The sequence below is a fragment of the Geobacter sp. SVR genome, from assembly GCF_016865365.1.
Taxonomy (GTDB): domain Bacteria; phylum Desulfobacterota; class Desulfuromonadia; order Geobacterales; family Pseudopelobacteraceae; genus Pelotalea.
In genome coordinates, this window is the sequence record NZ_AP024469.1 from 338,453 (window position 1) to 355,478 (window position 17,026).

At 60.4% G+C, this 17,026-nt stretch carries 16 protein-coding genes; 12 read left to right on the plus strand and 4 right to left on the minus strand.

Annotated elements, in window-relative coordinates; translation table 11 throughout:
* Positions 1-10 precede the first annotated feature (10 nt).
* The 9 genes from GSVR_RS01780 to GSVR_RS01815 all read left to right on the plus strand — a co-directional run bounded on the left by GSVR_RS01780 (position 11) and on the right by GSVR_RS01815 (position 10,033).
* A complete protein-coding gene (locus GSVR_RS01780) occupies positions 11-1,072 on the plus strand; it encodes a hypothetical protein (RefSeq protein ID WP_173200970.1) in 1,062 nt (353 codons plus the stop codon).
* Between the two features lie 3 nt (positions 1,073-1,075).
* On the plus strand, positions 1,076-1,414 hold the full coding sequence (locus tag GSVR_RS22315; protein WP_308936473.1) for a hypothetical protein: 339 nt from the start codon (positions 1,076-1,078) through the stop codon (positions 1,412-1,414).
* 121 nt (positions 1,415-1,535) lie between these two features.
* On the plus strand, positions 1,536-2,144 hold the full coding sequence (locus GSVR_RS22320) for a VWA-like domain-containing protein (RefSeq protein WP_308936474.1): 609 nt from the start codon (positions 1,536-1,538) through the stop codon (positions 2,142-2,144).
* A gap of 158 nt (positions 2,145-2,302) precedes the next feature.
* Positions 2,303-2,719, plus strand: coding sequence for a hypothetical protein (locus tag GSVR_RS01790; RefSeq protein WP_173200972.1), 417 nt, complete (start codon positions 2,303-2,305; stop codon positions 2,717-2,719).
* 128 nt (positions 2,720-2,847) lie between these two features.
* A complete protein-coding gene (nadA, locus tag GSVR_RS01795; protein ID WP_173200975.1) occupies positions 2,848-3,759 on the plus strand; it encodes a quinolinate synthase NadA in 912 nt (303 codons plus the stop codon).
* A gap of 130 nt (positions 3,760-3,889) precedes the next feature.
* The gene (locus GSVR_RS01800; RefSeq protein ID WP_173200977.1) at positions 3,890-4,432 is read left to right on the plus strand and encodes a cysteine hydrolase family protein; all 543 of its coding nucleotides are present in this window, start codon (positions 3,890-3,892) and stop codon (positions 4,430-4,432) included.
* A 112-nt stretch (positions 4,433-4,544) separates the two neighbouring features.
* Positions 4,545-5,603, plus strand: coding sequence for a nitronate monooxygenase family protein (locus GSVR_RS01805; protein WP_173200979.1), 1,059 nt, complete (start codon positions 4,545-4,547; stop codon positions 5,601-5,603).
* A gap of 189 nt (positions 5,604-5,792) precedes the next feature.
* On the plus strand, positions 5,793-6,917 hold the full coding sequence (locus tag GSVR_RS01810; RefSeq protein ID WP_173200981.1) for an efflux RND transporter periplasmic adaptor subunit: 1,125 nt from the start codon (positions 5,793-5,795) through the stop codon (positions 6,915-6,917).
* A gap of 5 nt (positions 6,918-6,922) precedes the next feature.
* Positions 6,923-10,033 (plus strand): efflux RND transporter permease subunit, encoded by a 3,111-nt coding sequence (locus GSVR_RS01815; protein WP_173200983.1) that lies wholly within the window; start codon positions 6,923-6,925, stop codon positions 10,031-10,033.
* A gap of 130 nt (positions 10,034-10,163) precedes the next feature.
* On the opposite strand, the gene GSVR_RS01820 is transcribed toward GSVR_RS01815, so the two are convergent.
* Complete coding sequence (locus GSVR_RS01820; protein WP_173200985.1) at positions 10,164-10,481, minus strand: DUF2845 domain-containing protein; 318 nt, start codon at positions 10,479-10,481, stop codon at positions 10,164-10,166.
* 187 nt (positions 10,482-10,668) lie between these two features.
* Between GSVR_RS01820 and GSVR_RS01825 the strand changes: the two genes are divergently transcribed.
* Both GSVR_RS01825 and ahcY read left to right on the plus strand, forming a co-directional pair.
* Positions 10,669-11,583: a metalloregulator ArsR/SmtB family transcription factor gene (locus GSVR_RS01825; RefSeq protein WP_173200987.1), complete on the plus strand. Its 915-nt coding sequence runs from the start codon at positions 10,669-10,671 to the stop codon at positions 11,581-11,583.
* 123 nt (positions 11,584-11,706) lie between these two features.
* Entirely contained in the window at positions 11,707-13,101 is a 1,395-nt protein-coding gene (gene ahcY, locus GSVR_RS01830) for an adenosylhomocysteinase (protein ID WP_173200989.1), read from the plus strand.
* 82 nt (positions 13,102-13,183) lie between these two features.
* Here the strand turns inward: ahcY and GSVR_RS01835 are convergent, their stop codons facing one another.
* Entirely contained in the window at positions 13,184-13,576 is a 393-nt protein-coding gene (locus GSVR_RS01835; RefSeq protein WP_173200991.1) for a response regulator, read from the minus strand.
* 71 nt (positions 13,577-13,647) lie between these two features.
* On the minus strand, positions 13,648-13,947 hold the full coding sequence (locus tag GSVR_RS01840) for a hypothetical protein (protein ID WP_173200993.1): 300 nt from the start codon (positions 13,945-13,947) through the stop codon (positions 13,648-13,650).
* A 170-nt stretch (positions 13,948-14,117) separates the two neighbouring features.
* On the opposite strand from GSVR_RS01840, the gene GSVR_RS01845 reads away from it, so the two are divergent.
* Entirely contained in the window at positions 14,118-14,567 is a 450-nt protein-coding gene (locus GSVR_RS01845) for a helix-turn-helix domain-containing protein (protein WP_173200995.1), read from the plus strand.
* A 137-nt stretch (positions 14,568-14,704) separates the two neighbouring features.
* Here GSVR_RS01845 and GSVR_RS01850 read toward each other — a convergent pair whose 3' ends face one another.
* Positions 14,705-17,023 carry a cache domain-containing protein gene (locus tag GSVR_RS01850; RefSeq protein WP_173200997.1) on the minus strand — a complete coding sequence of 773 codons (2,319 nt, stop codon included), beginning with the start codon at positions 17,021-17,023 and terminating at the stop codon, positions 14,705-14,707.
* Positions 17,024-17,026: the final 3 nt, after the last annotated feature.

The window sequence follows — 17,026 nt, forward strand, 5'->3', positions numbered from 1 at the left end:
GGAGATATATATGAATGTCGAGCAGATGAAGCTGGTCATCAAGGAAATTATCGCCAAGACCGATCTTACTCCCTGTGTGGTCGGTCACCGCGGGGTCGGCAAGACCGCCGGTATCATCCAGGCCTGCCGGGAGATTGACCGGCGTTACGTGTCCCTGCGCCTGGGGCAGATGGAAGTGGGGGACCTGGTCGGTATTCCTTTCCGAGAGGGGGATGTGATGCACTGGTCGCGTCCTTCCTGGCTGCCGGGAGACGATGATCCGCCGACGCTGATCCATTGCGATGAGCTGAACCGAGCCCAGCAGGAGGACACGCTCCAGGCCATCTTTCAGTTCGTGGAGCCGCCGGCGGAAGGCATGTTGCGCAGCCTGCACACGCACCGCCTGTCGCGGCGCCATAAGGTGGTGGTCAGCATCAACCCGCCTGACGGCACCTACCAAGTGGCCACGCTGGACCGGGCGCTGGTCGACCGGATGGTGATGCTGTATGTCGAAAGCGACTACCACTGCTGGGCTCGTTATGCCGCCCAGCGGGAACTGGCCGCGGATGTGCGCCAGTTTCTGGCCGGCAACTCCGGCATGCTGGCCCGCCAAGGACTGCCGATGGATCTGCAGGTGGAGCCGACCGAACGGGGCTGGGAGATGGTCAGCACCTTGCGCAAGAGCTGCCGTTTTCCCGGCGATCTGGAGATGGAGGTCTATGCCGGCATCATCGGCAAGGAGGCGGCCATCATGTTCATGCGCTGGCTGGCCGACCGCGCCGGGCGCCCCCTGACTGCGGCGGAGGTGCTCAATGCCTGGCCCGAAGTGGCTGCCAGGGCCGAGAACCAGCGTGACGACGTCCAGGCCGCCACAATCAACGATCTGGTCGCTACCCTGCAGGTTTCCCCTGTGCTGACGCCGGAGCAGGAATCCCATCTGGTGGCCTACATCTCCGTCCTGCCGCGCGACCTGCGCTTCAGCCTGGTCAAGTCGCTGCTCAAGATTCCCTCCGTTGCGCTGGCCCTGGCCCAGGACAAGTACGACAATGTCGTCTTCAATGCAATCCAGGCCATTTCTGCCGGGGCAGTCTAGCCGGTGTCCGCGACGGATTACCTGGAAAAGGCTGTGGTGGGGCTCTTGCGGGAGCGCCCCTTCTACGGCCACTTCATCCTCAACCTGCGCCGCGAAGTACGCAGCCTGGGAGGCCCGCCGGCCGGGGTCACCATTCGCGACGGCATCCCCTTCCTGGCCGTCGATCCGGCTCTCTTCAGTCTCTTGATGGCAATCGAGCAACGCGCGTTGCTGGAACACCTGGTCAAACATCTGCTGCATCTGCACATGGCGCGCCGCAAGGATCGCAACCGGCATGACTGGGATGTCTGCTGCGATCTGGCCATCAATCCCGGCATAGCGGGAAGGCAGCGGCTACGGTAATGCCGACCGTTCCGAGCAGGGGAGCGCCGGCCGGGGAGAGCAGGCCCTGGCAGGAAAAAACCTGGATGACCATGCCCTGTGGAGCGAATGCGACAGCACCCCCTTCGCGCTTGCCGAAGAGATGGTCCGAAGCATTACCCGCGAGAGTCTGCGCGGCAGCGACGGCGAAGCCCCGGCTGAGATCCGCGCGGTGGTCGATGGCCTGCTGCGGCCGAGCCCCATCCCCTGGCGTCAGGTTCTGCGCCAGTTCGTCGCTACCGCAGGCCGTACCGGTCGCACTGCCACCTGGATGCGCGAACACCGCCGTTTCGGCCACGATACCCCCGGCATCCGCAAACGGAAACGGCTCAATCTGCTGGTGGGGGTCGATGTCAGCGATTCCACCAATATCGTGGCGGTGCGCGAGGCCTTTGCCGCGGAACTGATGCAGGTTGCCCGGGGGCGCGACGCGGCCATTACCGTGCTGTACGCCAACAGCCGCATTCAGCATATCGAGAGCTTCAAGGGATCGGCCGGCGTCGTCCAGCGCTATGACGGCGGCGGTTTCACCGATTTGCGGCCGGTTTTCGACTACGCCCGCACCATGCATCCTCTGCCGGCCGCGGTGATCTACCTGACCGACGGCATCGGACCGGCGCCGGAGCAGATGGAGTTTCCCACCTTGTGGGTGCTGACCGTGGAGGGGGGAAAACCGGTGCCATGGGGTCTGGAGCTGCGGCTCGACGTTTAAAGGTTGTTGAAAAACGGGCATCTCGCCGCCGTCCTCGTCAGCCCCCTTGTGCGGCGTAGCGCTGCAACGCCTACGCGGGGCTTCCTGCGGTTGCGACGATCTGCCCATTTTTGAACAACCTGAGAATTTCAACAGTTTATTAAAGGAATGAGAGCTTTATGGATCAGACGTATAAACCGATGACGGCCGACTCGGTCGGCGATATTCTGAAAGAAGCCGGGGCCGAGGTGCAGGTGCGTTCCGGTAGGAGCGAAAACTACAGCGCCCCGCGCGAATTTTCCTTCGAGGTCAAAGCGATCTTCCCCAACGGCATGGGGCTGCATGTCGTGGCGCGCCAGTTCAACTACCGCGATCCTTGGGAGGCGGTCGGCCGGGTCAATGACATGGTCGATGCGATGCTGCTGCGGGACGGGGCATTGTCGTCGCTCCCTAAGGGCTTTTCCTGGTTTCAGGGTATCGAGGAAGAGTGCGGGCTGGATGAGGAACGGCTGCGGGAGGTGGTGGCCTGCATAGCCGGCGTCAATCCCAAGCTGTATCTGCTGCAGGAAATGACCGGCGACCTGGCGGGCAGCTGAATGGACGATTGTAGAGCTGCCGCTTCTCAAAGGGCCCTGGCCGGGGAAAGGAGAGCAACCTGCTCTCGACATCGTATACGGATTAGGGTATGTTTCTCCCGCCCAATCCATTTTCAAGGGATGATTCCATGAACGATACCGTCAAAGAGATCAAAAACCTTCTCAAACAGCACAAGGCCGTGCTGCTGGCCCACAACTACATGCGCGACGAAGTGCAGGAGATCGCCGACATCACTGGCGATTCGCTGGCTCTTTCCATGGAAGCGGCCAAGACCGACGCGGAGGTGATCGTCTTCTGCGGCGTGCATTTTATGGCCGAGTCGGCCGCCATCCTTTCTCCCGACAAGAAGGTGCTGCTGCCGCGGCCGGATGCGGGCTGCCCGATGGCGGACATGGTTACGCCCGAGGGGCTGGAGGAGCTCAAACGCCGGCATCCCGGCGTGCCGGTAGTGACCTACGTCAACTCCTCGGCCGAGGTCAAGGCCCACTCCGACATCTGCTGTACCTCGGCCAATGCGCTGAAAGTGGTCAAGTCGTTGCCCGAGGAGGAGCTGATCTTCGTGCCCGACCGTAACCTCGGGCGGTATGTGGCCCGCTTCGTGCCGGAGAAGCGCTTCATCTTCTGGGAGGGCTATTGCCCGACTCACGAGCGCATGACCGTGGAGGCGGTGCTGCGGAAGAAGGCCGAACATCCCGACGCCCTGTTCATCTGCCACCCCGAATGCGCGCCGGAGGTGACCGCCCTGGCCGATCATGCCTGCTCCACCAGCGGCATGTACAACTATTGCCGCACCAGCCCGGCCAAAAAGTTCATCATCGGCACCGAGGCGGGTATCCTCTACAAGCTGCGCCTGGAAAATCCGGACAAGGAGTTCATCCTGGCCTCCCCGGCCCTGCTCTGTCCCAACATGAAACTGACCTCCCTGGAAGACGTGCTGCATGCGCTGCAGACCCTGTCGCCGGTGGTCAGCGTGCCGGAGGATATCCGCCTGAGGGCCAGGCAGGCTCTGGATCGAATGCTGGCGGTGCCGCGGGATTGATCCGCAGCTGTCCCGGCTGGCTTTCCCCTGCTCCGGTTCGCTCGCCGGGCAGGGGAATTTTATTTCGCTCTGTCCGCGTCGGTTCCGGCCGGCGCATTACCCACCTTTTCGGAAAGAAGGAGGAGTTTCTATGGCCCCGACATTGATCATCATCGACATCCAGAACGACTACTTCAGCGGTGGCAGCATGGAACTGAGCGGCAGCGCCCCGGCCGCCGCCAACGCCGCCAGAATCCTGGGGCGCTTCCGCGAGCAGGGATGGCCGCTGGTGCACATCCAGCACTTGGCAGCGCGTCCGGGAGCGACCTTCTTCCTAAAGGGCACGCCGGGGGCGGAGATCCATCCCACGGTTGCGCCGCTGGCCGGGGAAACGGTGCTGCAGAAGCATTTTCCCAACAGCTTCCGCGACACGGGATTGCTTGAGTTCCTCAAGGGCGCCGGGGTAACGGACCTGGTGATCTGCGGCATGATGACCAACATGTGCGTGGATGCCACGGTCAGGGCCGCTTTTGATCTGGGGTTCACCTGCACCGTGATCCATGACGCCTGTGCCGCCCGCGATCTGGCCTTCGGCGGAGAGACGGTCCCGGCCCGCCAGGTGCACGGCGCCTTTCTGGCCGCCTTGGGGGCGGTCTACGCAAACGTCATTTCAACCGAGGAGTATCTGGCCTGAGGCGGGCATTCCTCCTCGGTGCCCGGGCTACTTTTACAAAAGTATTACAAAGAGCCTCCTGAACTGCTGCTATATTTGCAGCAGTTCATTTCATGTACGGCACGAGGAAGCGATGACGCAGCCTTTACGGATTGGAAAGTATACTGCCCGCTTCCCCCTGATTCAGGGGGGTATGGGCGTGCGGGTCTCTGCCGGGCGCCTGGCGGGCCATGTTGCCAAATGCGGGGGAATCGGACTGGTTGCCGCCGCCGGCATCGCTCTGAACAGCCGCTTCTATAACGGCAGGAACTATTTCCAGGCCGATAGCGAAGCCTTCAAGGAAGAGCTGCGCAAAGCCTATGAAATCGCCCCGGAAGGCATCATCGGCGTCAATGTGATGGTGGCGCTGTCCGATTTCGAGGAATTGGTCAAGGCGGCCGTCGAGGGGGGAGCCAAGGTGATCGTCTGCGGTGCCGGCCTGCCGATGAGCCTGCCGGAATTGACCCTGGACCATCCCGAAGTGGCCCTGGTGCCGATCGTTTCCTCCCTGCGGGCGGCCCAGTTGATTGCCCGCAAGTGGCTTAAATCGTATGACCGCTTGCCCGACGCGGTGGTGGTGGAAGACCCGGATACGGCCGGCGGCCACCTGGGCGAGAAAATAGAAAACATCGGCACCGGTGAGTACGACCAGTACGGCACTGTCCGCCAGGTCAAGGAGTTCTTCCGCAGCGAGTACGGTACCGATGTACCGGTCATTGCCGCCGGCGGCATATGGGACCGCGCCGATGTGGAGCATGCCCTGGCCGAAGGGGCCGACGGCGTGCAGATGGCCAGCCGTTTCGTCTGTACCGAGGAGTGCGACGCCGAGGAGGCCTTCAAGCAAAAGTACCTGGAGTGCCGCCAGGAGGACATCGGCCTGATCATGAGCCCGGCCGGACTGCCGGGGCGGGCGATCCTCAGCAACAAGGACAACATCCGCCAGCACGACCTGGATTACGATATCGCCTGCAGCATGGGTTGCCTTAAAAAGTGCACCTACAAGGAGACCGGCGAACGTTTCTGTATCGTGACCGCCCTGGACCGCGCCCAGCGAGGAGACGTAGAAACCGGTCTGGTCTTTTGCGGCACCAACGCCTGGAAGGCGGACCGGATTACCACGGTGCAGGCCATCTTCGACGAACTGTTCGGATAAGGCGTTCATCGACAGCAGAGAGATTCCTTCCAAATTTTACAGGGCCAGGCGCTTATCCCGCCCGGCCTTTTTCATTCCGGCATTCATTTGCCGGAATGCTCCATTAAGATTGTTTTCAATACCGCTCTCCGGTGCTATAAGATAGCGGTACATCACCTCGGTTCGTCAACCAGCGGAGTCCTCACGATCATGAAGAAGAAGCGCATCCTGTTCATCGTCCTCGGCCTGCTCGTCCTGATCGGCCTGCTTGCCGGGGTCAAGGCCCTGCAGATATTTGCCATGATCGATCATGGCAAAAAATACGTTCCCCCTCCCGAAGCGGTTACCACCATGCAGGTCAAGAGCGATTCGTGGGAGAATAATCTGAATGCGGTCGGGTCGCTCACAGCCGTTCAGGGGGTTTCAGTGTCGGCAGAACTGGCGGGCAAGGTGTCCAGGATCGCCTTTGAACCGGGCACCTCCATCAAAAAGGGAGACCTGCTGCTGCAGCAGGATACCAGCTTCGAGGAGGCCCAACTTCCCGGCGCAGTAGCCCAGGCCGGGCTTGGCCGCAGCAACCTGAAACGTGCTGAACAGCTCCTCTCCGACGGAATCATCTCACAGGCCGACTACGATACCGCGGCTGCCGCGTACCGCCAGAATCAGGCCCAGGTCGATGCGATCCGGGCCACCATCGCCAAAAAGACCATCCGCGCCCCCTTTTCCGGGCAGCTCGGTATTCGCCTGGTCAACCTGGGACAGTCCCTGCGCGAGGGGGATCCCATCGTTACCCTGCAGACGCTCGATCCGATCTTCGTCGACTTCACGCTTCCCCAGCAGCAGACTGGCCAATTGCGTACCGGCTTGCCGGTACGGGTGACCGGCGATCCCGTTCCGGGGGAGTCGATCCGGGGACGCATCACCACCGTGAATCCCCTGGTGGAGTCGGATACCCGTTCGCTCAAGCTGCAGGCCACCCTGGCCAATCCTTCCGGCAGACTGCGCCCCGGCATGTTCGTCAACGTGGGGGTGGAATTGCCCGGCCGGCAGCAGGTGCTGGTCATTCCGGCAACGGCGGTGCTGTACGCTCCCTACAGCGATTCGGTCTTTGTGGTCGAGCAGCCGCAGGACCCCAAAAAAGGGACGACGGTACGCCAGCAATTCGTGCGCCTGGGCGAGAAACGGGGTGATTTCGTTGCGGTCACCACCGGACTCAAGGGTGGAGAAACAGTGGTCAGCTCCGGGGTCTTCAAGCTGCGCAACGGCCAGACCGTGGCGGTTGACAACAAGCTGGCGCCCCAGTTCCAGTACGCGCCAAAACCGGAGAACAACTGAGCGGCATGACCTTTACCGATCTTTTCATACGCCGTCCGGTGCTGGCCCTGGTGGTCAGCCTGGTGATCCTGATTGCCGGCCTGCAGGCCATCCGCACCCTGAACGTACGCCAGTACCCCCGCAGCGAAAATGCTTCGGTGACGGTCAGCACCGTCTATGTTGGCGCCAGCGCCGACCTGGTGCGCGGTTTTATCACCACTCCGTTGGAACGGGCCATTGCCGCTGCCGACGGCATCGAGTACATCGAATCCCAGAGTACCCTGGGTCTCTCCACCATTACCGTACGCCTCAAGCTCAATTACGACTCCACCAAAGCGCTGGCCGAGATCGGTTCCAAGGTGGACCAGGTGCGCCGCGATCTGCCTCCTGAAGCGGAAGTGCCGGTAATCAACATCGAATCCGCCGACAGCCAGTTCGCCTCGGCCTATCTCAGCTTTACGTCGGATATCCTCAAGCAGAACGAAATCACCGACTACCTGGTACGCGTGGTGCAACCGCGCCTGTCGGCCATTGCCGGGGTGCAGCGGGCCGATGTTCTGGGAGCCCGCACCTTTGCCATGCGCATCTGGCTTCGGCCCGAACGGATGGCGGCCCTCAACGTCAGTCCGGCCCAGGTGCGCCGGGCACTGGCAGCCAACAACTTCCTGTCGGCACCCGGGCGCAGCAAAGGGGCCCTGATCCAGGTCAACCTGACTGCCGATACCAACCTCCATACCCAGGATGAATTCAAGCGCCTGGCGATCCGCGAACAGAACGGCGCCATCGTCCGGCTGGGTGATATTGCCGATGTGGTGCTGGGAGCAGAGGATTACGAGTCCGAGGTGCGCTTTTCCGGCCAGACCGCCGTTTTCATGGGCATCTGGCCCCTGCCAAACGCCAACTCCATCGACGTGATCAAAAAAGTGCGCGCCGAGATGGAGTCCATCCAGCGCGACATGCCCAGCGGCATGCAGGCCAGGGTTGCCTACGACGCCACCGACTACATCAACAGCGCCATCCGCGAGGTGCTCAAGACCCTGGGAGACACGCTGCTGATCGTGATGGTGGTGATCTTCCTGTTCATGGGGTCCTTCCGTTCGGTGCTGGTGCCGGTGGTGGCCATTCCCATTTCGCTGATCGGGGCCGTCTTTCTGATGCAGGCCTTCGGCTTCACCGTCAACCTGCTGACGCTGCTGGCAGTGGTGCTTTCGGTCGGTCTGGTGGTGGATGATGCCATCGTGGTGGTGGAGAACGTGGAGCGCCACATGGGCGAAGGGCGTTCGCCGCTGGAGGCGGCGCTCCTGGGAGCCCGTGAGCTGGTGGGACCGATCATTGCCATGACGATCACTCTGGCGGCGGTGTACCTGCCGATCGGCCTGCAGGGGGGGCTGACCGGCGCATTGTTCCGCGAGTTCGCCCTGACCCTGGCCGGCGCGGTGACCATTTCCGGGGTCGTGGCACTGACTCTCTCGCCGCTCATGTCGGCCCGGCTGCTCAAGCCGGGCATGGAGGAGCATGGCCTGGCAGGGCGCATTGCCCGCGGCTTCAACCGGCTCAAGGAGGCCTATGGTCGCCGGCTGGATGCAACCCTGGCCGCCCGCCCGGCGGTGTATGCGGTCTGGATCGTGGTCAGCCTGCTGACCATCCCGCTGTTCACCATGTCGGCCCGCGAACTGGCCCCCACCGAGGATCAGGGGGTCATATTCGGCATCCTGGATGCCGCCGCCAACTCGACCATCGACCAGAACAGCCGTTATGCCGCTGCCGCCAATCAGGCTTTTCTGAGCGTGCCCGAAACCGATTTCACCTTCCAGCTCACCTTTCCCAGCTCCGGGTTCAGCGGTATGGTTACCAAACCCTGGGAGAAGCGCAGCCGCACGATTTTCCAGATCATGCCCGAGGTCCAGCAGAAATTGCAGGCCATCCCCGGCATCCAGATGTTCCCGGTTACGCCGCCGGCATTGCCAGGGGGCGGTCAGTTTCCGGTGGAATTCGTGCTGGCCTCCACCGCCGACACGGACAAGATCCTGGAGTTCGCCCGGCAACTGCAGCAGAAGGCCATGCAGAGCCAGATGTTCGCCTTTCCGCCGCTGATCGACGTCAAGCTCGATCAGCCCCAGTCCGAATTCGTGATCGACCGTGACAAGGTGGCTGCCCTGGGTCTCAGTCTGGAGCAGATCGGTGCCGACCTGGGGGGTATGGTGGGGGGCGGCTTCGTCAACCGCTTCGATATCGCCGGCCGCAGCTACAAGGTGATCCCGCAGATCGAGCGGGTCGGCCGTCTCAATCCCTCCCAGTTGAATGATATCCATGTGACCGGGCCCAACGGCAAACTGATCCCGCTCTCCACCGTGGCCAGCCTGAAGGACTCGGTGGTGCCGCGCTCTCTGAACCGCTTTCAGCAACTGAACGCCGTCAAACTCAGCGGGGTGGCGATCCGACCGCTGGATGAGGCGCTGCGTTTTCTGGAGACCGAAGCGGGCAAAATCCTGCCCAAAGGCTATGTGCTTGATTACACCGGGGAGTCGCGCCAGTTGCGTACCGAGGGGAACAAATTCCTGCCGGCCTTCAGTCTGGCGATCGTGCTGATATTCCTGGTGCTGGCGGCCCAGTTCAACAGTTTCCGCGACCCGTTCGTGATCCTGGCCGGCTCGGTGCCGCTGGCGATCTTCGGGGCCCTGTTATTCACCTTCCTGAAGATGCCCGACCCCAACACCCCCTTCTGGACCCGCGGCTGGACCACCAGTCTGAATATCTATTCCCAGATCGGACTGGTGACCCTGGTCGGGCTGGTCGCCAAAAACGGCATCCTGATCGTGGAGTTCGCCAACAAGCTCCAGCTGCAGGGGCATTCCAAGCTCGAAGCGGTGCGGGAGGCGGCCATGACCCGTCTCAGGCCGATCCTGATGACCACCGCCGCCACCATTGCCGGCCATTTCCCCCTGACGCTGGTCAGCGGTGCCGGCGCCGCGGCCCGGAACTCGATCGGTCTCGTGCTGGTGGGAGGTATGTTCATCGGTACCCTGTTCACCCTGTTCGTGGTGCCTTCGATCTACATGCTGATTGCCAGGGACCACGGCAAGGTGCGTGAACAAGAGCCGGTGCTGGAGACAGTGGCTGGAGAAGCCACATCCTGAGAAATATGCGGCGGTTCCGGCTCGTGTGCCGGACCGCCTCCGCAACATCGTAGCCCACTCCCCCCATCCTCGCTTTTTTATTATCTGAATGTCCCCAGGCACTGAGCGTATCGATTGTGAGAGCAGTGCGCTATTTCACAAAGCCGCCAGTGCGAACCTCGGACAGCATTCCGTTGCGAAAGACCAGGGTGTGCAGCAGCGTGGAGCCTTGGTCGTAGGTCCACTCCTGCACCTCGATGTAGACGATTCCGGCCCTGCCGCCCCTTCTATCCATTTCCACCGGTTCCTCGCGTCTGAACGTACCGGCCGGGGGATCGCATTTGGCAGCAACAGTCGATATGGCATCGCCGGTGGAGACGATATTTCCATTGGGACAGCGAAAATTATCGGCTAGAGCCGGCAGAGCGGAAAATATTACAGCAACGAAGACGATGGGCAGTGCTCTCATGATCTCCTCCTTTGTAATATCCTACTGCAAAATAGACCACCCTCCCGACCAGACGGTTACAATTTTTCACGCGCCTACCATTGTCTCTTGTATGATCCAACCATCCACTAGTTTCCGTTGGCAAAATTCCTGCTTTATGCTATATCAAGAAAACTTGATTTATATCTTCCGGTAAATGTGATGTAACATGCTCGATATCTTCAAAGCCCTGGCCGATCCCTGCCGCCTGCGCCTGACCGCGGTGCTGTTGGCCGGTGAATTCACCGTGCAGGAGCTGACCCGTATCATGGGCATGGGGCAGTCGCGCATTTCGCGGCACCTCAAGATCCTGACCGAGGCGGGCGTGCTGAGCGTCAAGCGCCAGGGGACCTGGAGCTACTACCGCCTTGGCACGGAAAACCGCTTTTTCAGCGCCATCCGCCACGCCTTCGAACAGGAGGTGCAGGCCCTGCCCGAACGCCCCAGGGATCTGGCCGCTGTGGCTCAGGTATTGGAGGAACGGTGCAGCCGCAGTCAGCAGTTCTTCGACCGTCATGCGCGCCAGTGGGACGAGTTGGCCCGGGCGCTGCTGCCGGTGCCGGAGTATCAAAACCGTCTCCTGGAGCAGGTGCCTCGGGGTGGGACAGTCCTGGAGATCGGTATCGGCACCGGTGCTCTGCTGGTGGAGCTGGCGCAGCGGGCGGACTCGGTGGTCGGCGTGGATCACGCTCCGGCCATGCTGGAGGAGGCGCGCCGCCGGCTGGCCGAGCGTGACGTGAGCGGAGTCGAGCTGCGGCTGGGGGAGATGACCCATCTACCGCTGCCGGATGCCGCAGTGGGATGCGTGGTGGCCAACATGGTGCTGCACCATGCCGCGGATCCGCAGGCCGTACTGGCCGAGATCCGGCGGGTGCTGTCTCCCGGCGGAACCCTGCTGCTGGCCGACCTGGCCCGCCACGAACGCGAGGCGGCCCGCGAGCAACTGGCCGATCAGTGGCTGGGGTTTGAGGAGGGGGAACTGGAGTCGTGGCTGTCGGCAGCGGGATTTTCCGCGATGCACTGTGAGCGAATCGAAGGGGCGAACGGGCAGGAAGCGGTGCTGCTGGTAGATGGGACGAAGTGATTAACTATCAAGTCAAATTCTTTAATGGAACGCGGAAAATCCGTGTGAATCCGCTGCATCTGCGAAGATCCGTGTTCCATTGCGGGTAACGTTGAGATAACCATCACACAAGGAGAAACACACATGTCACAGGATTACATCGTAGCAGACCTGTCCCTGGCCGATTGGGGACGCAAGGAGATCAGGATCGCCGAGACCGAGATGCCGGGACTGATGGCCATCCGCGAGGAGTACGCCGCAGCGCAGCCGCTCAAGGGAGCCCGCATTACCGGCTCGCTGCACATGACCATCCAGACCGCCGTGCTGATCGAAACCCTGACTGCCCTGGGGGCGCAGGTGCGCTGGGCCTCCTGCAACATCTTCTCCACCCAGGATCACGCAGCCGCAGCCATCGCCGCCTCGGGCGTGCCGGTTTTTGCCGTCAAGGGGGAGACCCTGGAGCAGTACTGGGATTACACCCACCGTATCTTCGAATGGAATGACGGCGGCTATTCCAACATGATCCTGGACGACGGCGGCGATGCCACCCTGTTGTTGCATCTGGGCGCCAAGGCTGAAAAGGATCTCTCCGTACTGGCCAATCCCGGCTCCGAGGAAGAAACCGTCCTGTTTGCCGCCATCAAGGCCAAGCTAGGCGTTGATCCGACCTGGTATTCCACCCGTCTGGCCCAGGTCAAGGGTGTGACCGAGGAGACTACTACGGGCGTGCATCGCCTGTACCAGATGCACGAGAGGGGCGACCTGAAATTCCCGGCCATCAATGTCAACGACTCGGTCACCAAGTCCAAGTTCGACAACCTCTACGGCTGCCGCGAGTCGCTGGTAGACGGCATCAAGCGCGCCACCGACGTGATGATTGCCGGCAAGATCGCCGTGATCTGCGGGTACGGCGATGTGGGCAAGGGCTCGGCCCAGGCCATGCGCGCCCTTTCGGCCCAGGTGTGGGTGACCGAGATCGATCCGATCTGCGCGCTGCAGGCCGCCATGGAAGGTTTCCGCGTGGTGACCATGGATTATGCCGCGGACAAGGCCGATATCTTCGTGACTTGCACCGGCAATTACCACGTCATCACTCACGACCATATGGCAAAGATGAAGGACCAGGCCATTGTCTGCAACATCGGCCACTTCGACAACGAGATCGAGGTCGCAGCCCTGGAGAAATACCAGTGGGAAGAGATCAAGCCCCAGGTGGATCACATCATCTTCCCCGACAATAAGCGCATCATCCTGCTGGCCAAAGGGCGCCTGGTGAACCTGGGCTGTGCCACCGGGCATCCCAGCTACGTCATGTCCTCCTCTTTCGCCAACCAGACCATCGCCCAGATCGAGCTGTTCGCCCGCAATGCCGACTATCCCGTCGGCGTGTACGTGCTGCCCAAACACCTGGACGAAAAGGTGGCCCGTTTGCAGCTCAAGAAGCTGAACGCCCAGCTGAGCGAACTGACCGACCAGCAGGCCGCCTATATTGGCGTGCCCAAGGAAGGGCCGTACAAAGCCGGGCATTATCGCTACTGATCCGGGCGAATATGCCGTTGAATAAAAAAGGGACCGAATCGTGGGATTCGGTCCCTTTTTGCATGGCAGGCTCCGGCATACTTCAGCTGCCGGCGTTCCGGGCGATTATGCCGAAGAGTTCATCGACATCCAGCGGCTTGGTAAGGACTGCCGTGATCCCGAGTTTTTCGGCCGCCTGATGGAGGTGGGTTGCACAGCCCCCGGTTATCATCACAATGACCAGCCCCGGCGATGTTTTCAGCGCTTCTTCGGAAAGCTTCAGTCCGTTCATGCCGGGCATGTTGTAGTCGGTCAGCATAAGGCAGAAACTGGTTGATTTCAGCAGTACAAGCGCTTCGGAAGCGTTGGCGGCGCAGGTCGCCCGGTATCCTTCCATGGCAAGAGAAACTGCCAGCAGGCGTCGATGGTCCCAGTTGTCATCCACGATCAGGATGCCGGCCTTGTCGGAAGCGGTGAAACTACCACTACAGAGCATATATTTTCCCCCGTGCTGATTGGTCAGAAGGCGTGTCCGGCGGAGTGCAAACCGTCGCCTGCTTCGGAAGGTCAGGGTGGGGCAAGAAGGAGGCGGTAGCCCAGACCGGGATTATTTCCACATGCATTTTGGCTGGAGAGCGCCGTAATGACAACCAGCCCCTTTTGCTCCAGTCCGGCGCAGATCTTCGCAAGTTTTTCGTGGGAGAAATCCTCACCAAACGTCCAACGCAGCCGGTCCGCGAAAATCTCTCCCTCTCCGTTTTTTCGACTTCCGGCGAGCATTATGAAATAGATGCGCAACTCTGCGCTGGTCAGGCACTCGAGTGTTCCCTCGTCATTCAGCTTTTTCAGCAAGCGGAGTTTGTCCACGGCAGTCCCTGCTATTTTTGGGCAAAAAATACGATAAATAAGACTTAATGTCAAATAAAATGACTGTCAGTCATATTTGATCATAATTGACATACGCTCCAGTTAAAGGTATACAATCGAAAACCGTGGCAAGGGAAATGCGCGGCTGATGCGGCATCGGGAGGTTTTCTTTGACGGCAGGGATCGGAAGTGCGCTCAAGCGGCTGAGAATGGAGAGAAAGCTCACCCAGAAGCAATTGGCCGCCAAGGTGAGCGGAGGGCTGGATTATACCTATATTGGCAAGATCGAGCGCGAGGAGCAGCTTCCCTCCCTGAACATGCTCGTGAAGCTTTCCAGCGCCTTGGCCGTCCCTCTGGCCTCTTTTTTTCGCGAAGAAGACCAGAACATTGCAGCCCTTCTCCGGCCGGGCAAGGTGCTTGATCTCGGTGCCTCCCGGGAGATGTCCGTACTCCTCAAGGAACTGAAACAACTGGACCGCCGCGATATCCCGTTGCTCGTCGAGATAGTCCGGGCACTCAACAAGCACGGGAAGAGCCGGAAAAAGGACGATTACTCCCCAGCCGTACAGGAATATGCCTTGGTCGCAGAGGAAGGTTCCGGCTACCCGAACAACGAATGACCCATCGTGCCGTGGTTCGCGCAACGCTACCGCCTGCCAGCAGCCCCTGGATGATCCCCCGCGACCGCACTCCCTGAAAGCGCAAAAGCCCCGCCGTTTCCAGCGAAGCTCCCAAAAGTAACCTATCCGAAACCACATCAGGCGGAGGGAAGTTCTATCCTGAACTCGGCGCCCCCTTTGTTGTTGCGCACGGTCAGGGTGCCACCCATGTTCTGCTCGATGATCACCTTGGACATGTAAAGCCCTATCCCGGTGCCTTTCAGGGACTTGGTGCTGAAGTAGGGATCGAAAACCTTGGGAAGGACATCGTCACTGATGCCTCCCCCATTGTCCCGGATCGTGACGATATTCAGCCCTTTTTCCCGGAATATCCGGATATTGATGGAGGGCTCTGCCACGTCGCGTTCCGTAAGGACATCCCGGGCATTGTTGACGATATTCAGCAGCACCTGTGAATACTCATTGGGATAGCCGAAGGCAACCACGTTACCGCGGATCTCAAGCTCTACGGAGATATGGTTGTGCTTGAGGTTGGCGGACACGAAGTCCAGGGTCCTGTACACCATGTCCTTGATGGAAAAACTCAGCTTCAGCTTGTCCTTGCGGAAGAAATGGCGGAAGTCGTCGATGGTGCGCGACATGTACTTGATGGTGTCCATGGCCATCTCGACTCCATGATTCATTTCATCCTGGGTGAGCTGGTCCATCTCGTACATGACCCGCAGATTCTGAACGATCAGGCCCACGTTGTTGAGAGGCTGGCGCCATTGGTGGGCGATATTGTTGACCATCTCACCCATGGCGGCCGAACGTCCCTGCTGGATGAGCAGCTGATCTTTCTGCCGCAGCTCGCTGATAGCGCGATCGATGCGCTCCTCCAGCGAGCTGTTGAGTTCCTCGAGCTGTTGCTGCTTGATCGCCAGGGCCTCCTGCACCTTTTGCCGCTCAGCCACCTCCGACTCCAGCAACAGGGCCTTCTCCTGCAGTTTTTCCTCCACGTGTCTGCGTTCGGTTATGTCCCGGTTGGATGTGCGACGGCCCAGGTATGTGCCGTCTTGGCCAAAAATCGGCCGGCTGACGTGGCTCAGCCACCGCACCTCTCCGTCCCGGGTGATGATCCTGAATTCGAGTTCCAGCACGCCGAGGTTCGGCTGTCTGACGAACTGCAGGTGGTACTCGAACAGCCTTCTATGGTCGGGGTGGACGATGTCGCACAATAAACCAGGACTGGTCAGGAATTCTTCGGCATGATACCCGGAAAACGCCCAGCAGGAGGGGGAAGTGTAAATCATGCTCTGCCCGGGATCGATCCAGTATTCCCAGTCCACCGTAAAATCGGCCAACAGGCGGAATTTTTCCTCGCTTTCCCTCAGGCTCGTCTGTTGTTTGTTCAACGCCGCGATCATATTGTTGAAGGCCGTGGCCAGCACTCCGATTTCATCGTTGGTCCCGACCGTGACGGATCGTTCTTCGGCAGGCAGGTCAGGCAGATGCTTCAACTGGCGTGTCACCGCCACCAGCGGAGACATCAGGCGCCGCATGATGCACCAGGTGAGCAGCAACAGAACCAGAGTGGCCACAGAGGCTGCCACACTGAAATAATACCGTGCCTTGACCAGGGGGGCGTGCGCTTCGGAGATGGGATAATTGGCAATAAGTATCCAGGAGGTGCTCTCCAGGCGCTTGACCGACGAAATCATCGGAACACCATAGGAGGTAATCGTTTCTCCAGTGCCTTCGAAGCCTTGGGTGGCCCGGTCGTAGATCTTGTTGACGCCGGGAGCTGCTACCGGCTTCATGATTCTGTTCTTGTCGGGATGCACGAGCATGATGCGATGGTTGTCGGTGATGTACAGATACCCGGTCTTGCCTATCCTTATCCCGGAGAGTTCAGCCAATCCGTTTTTGCCGGTGAGGGCCAGGCTGCCGGTCATCATGCCGATTATTTCACCCTGCTTGTCGAAAAGCGGTGCTGTCATGGCGATTGCGGGAAGTCCGGGAGTATAGGTGGAGATATAAGGATCGGATATGAAGGGCTTGCCGGTGGCAAGAGTCTTTTGCACCCATTCCCGAAAGGAAAAGTCCTTGCCGCGCCGGCCCGCCTTGTAGGGGCTTTCGGCGATCAGGATGCCACGTTTGTCGAACAGGAAGATGCCATTGTCGAAATGGGCCTTCAACCCGATCCGTTCGTCAAGAAAACGCTGGGCCGCAGCCGTATCGGTCACGACATCGGATGAAGCAGAGGAGGCGACGGTCGTCAAGGAGCGCAGTGCCGTCAGGAGCTTGTCGTCGATGGTTTTCGCCAGGGTAGATACGTGGGCGAACTGCTGGCGGGAGATGGACTCCTTGAACATGTTCTCGAAATACGAAAGGGTGAAATAGGATGCAGTAACGACGAACAGAACGAACAGGACACTGGCCGCCACAGCCATCTTGGTCTTGAGGCTGATATACATGTC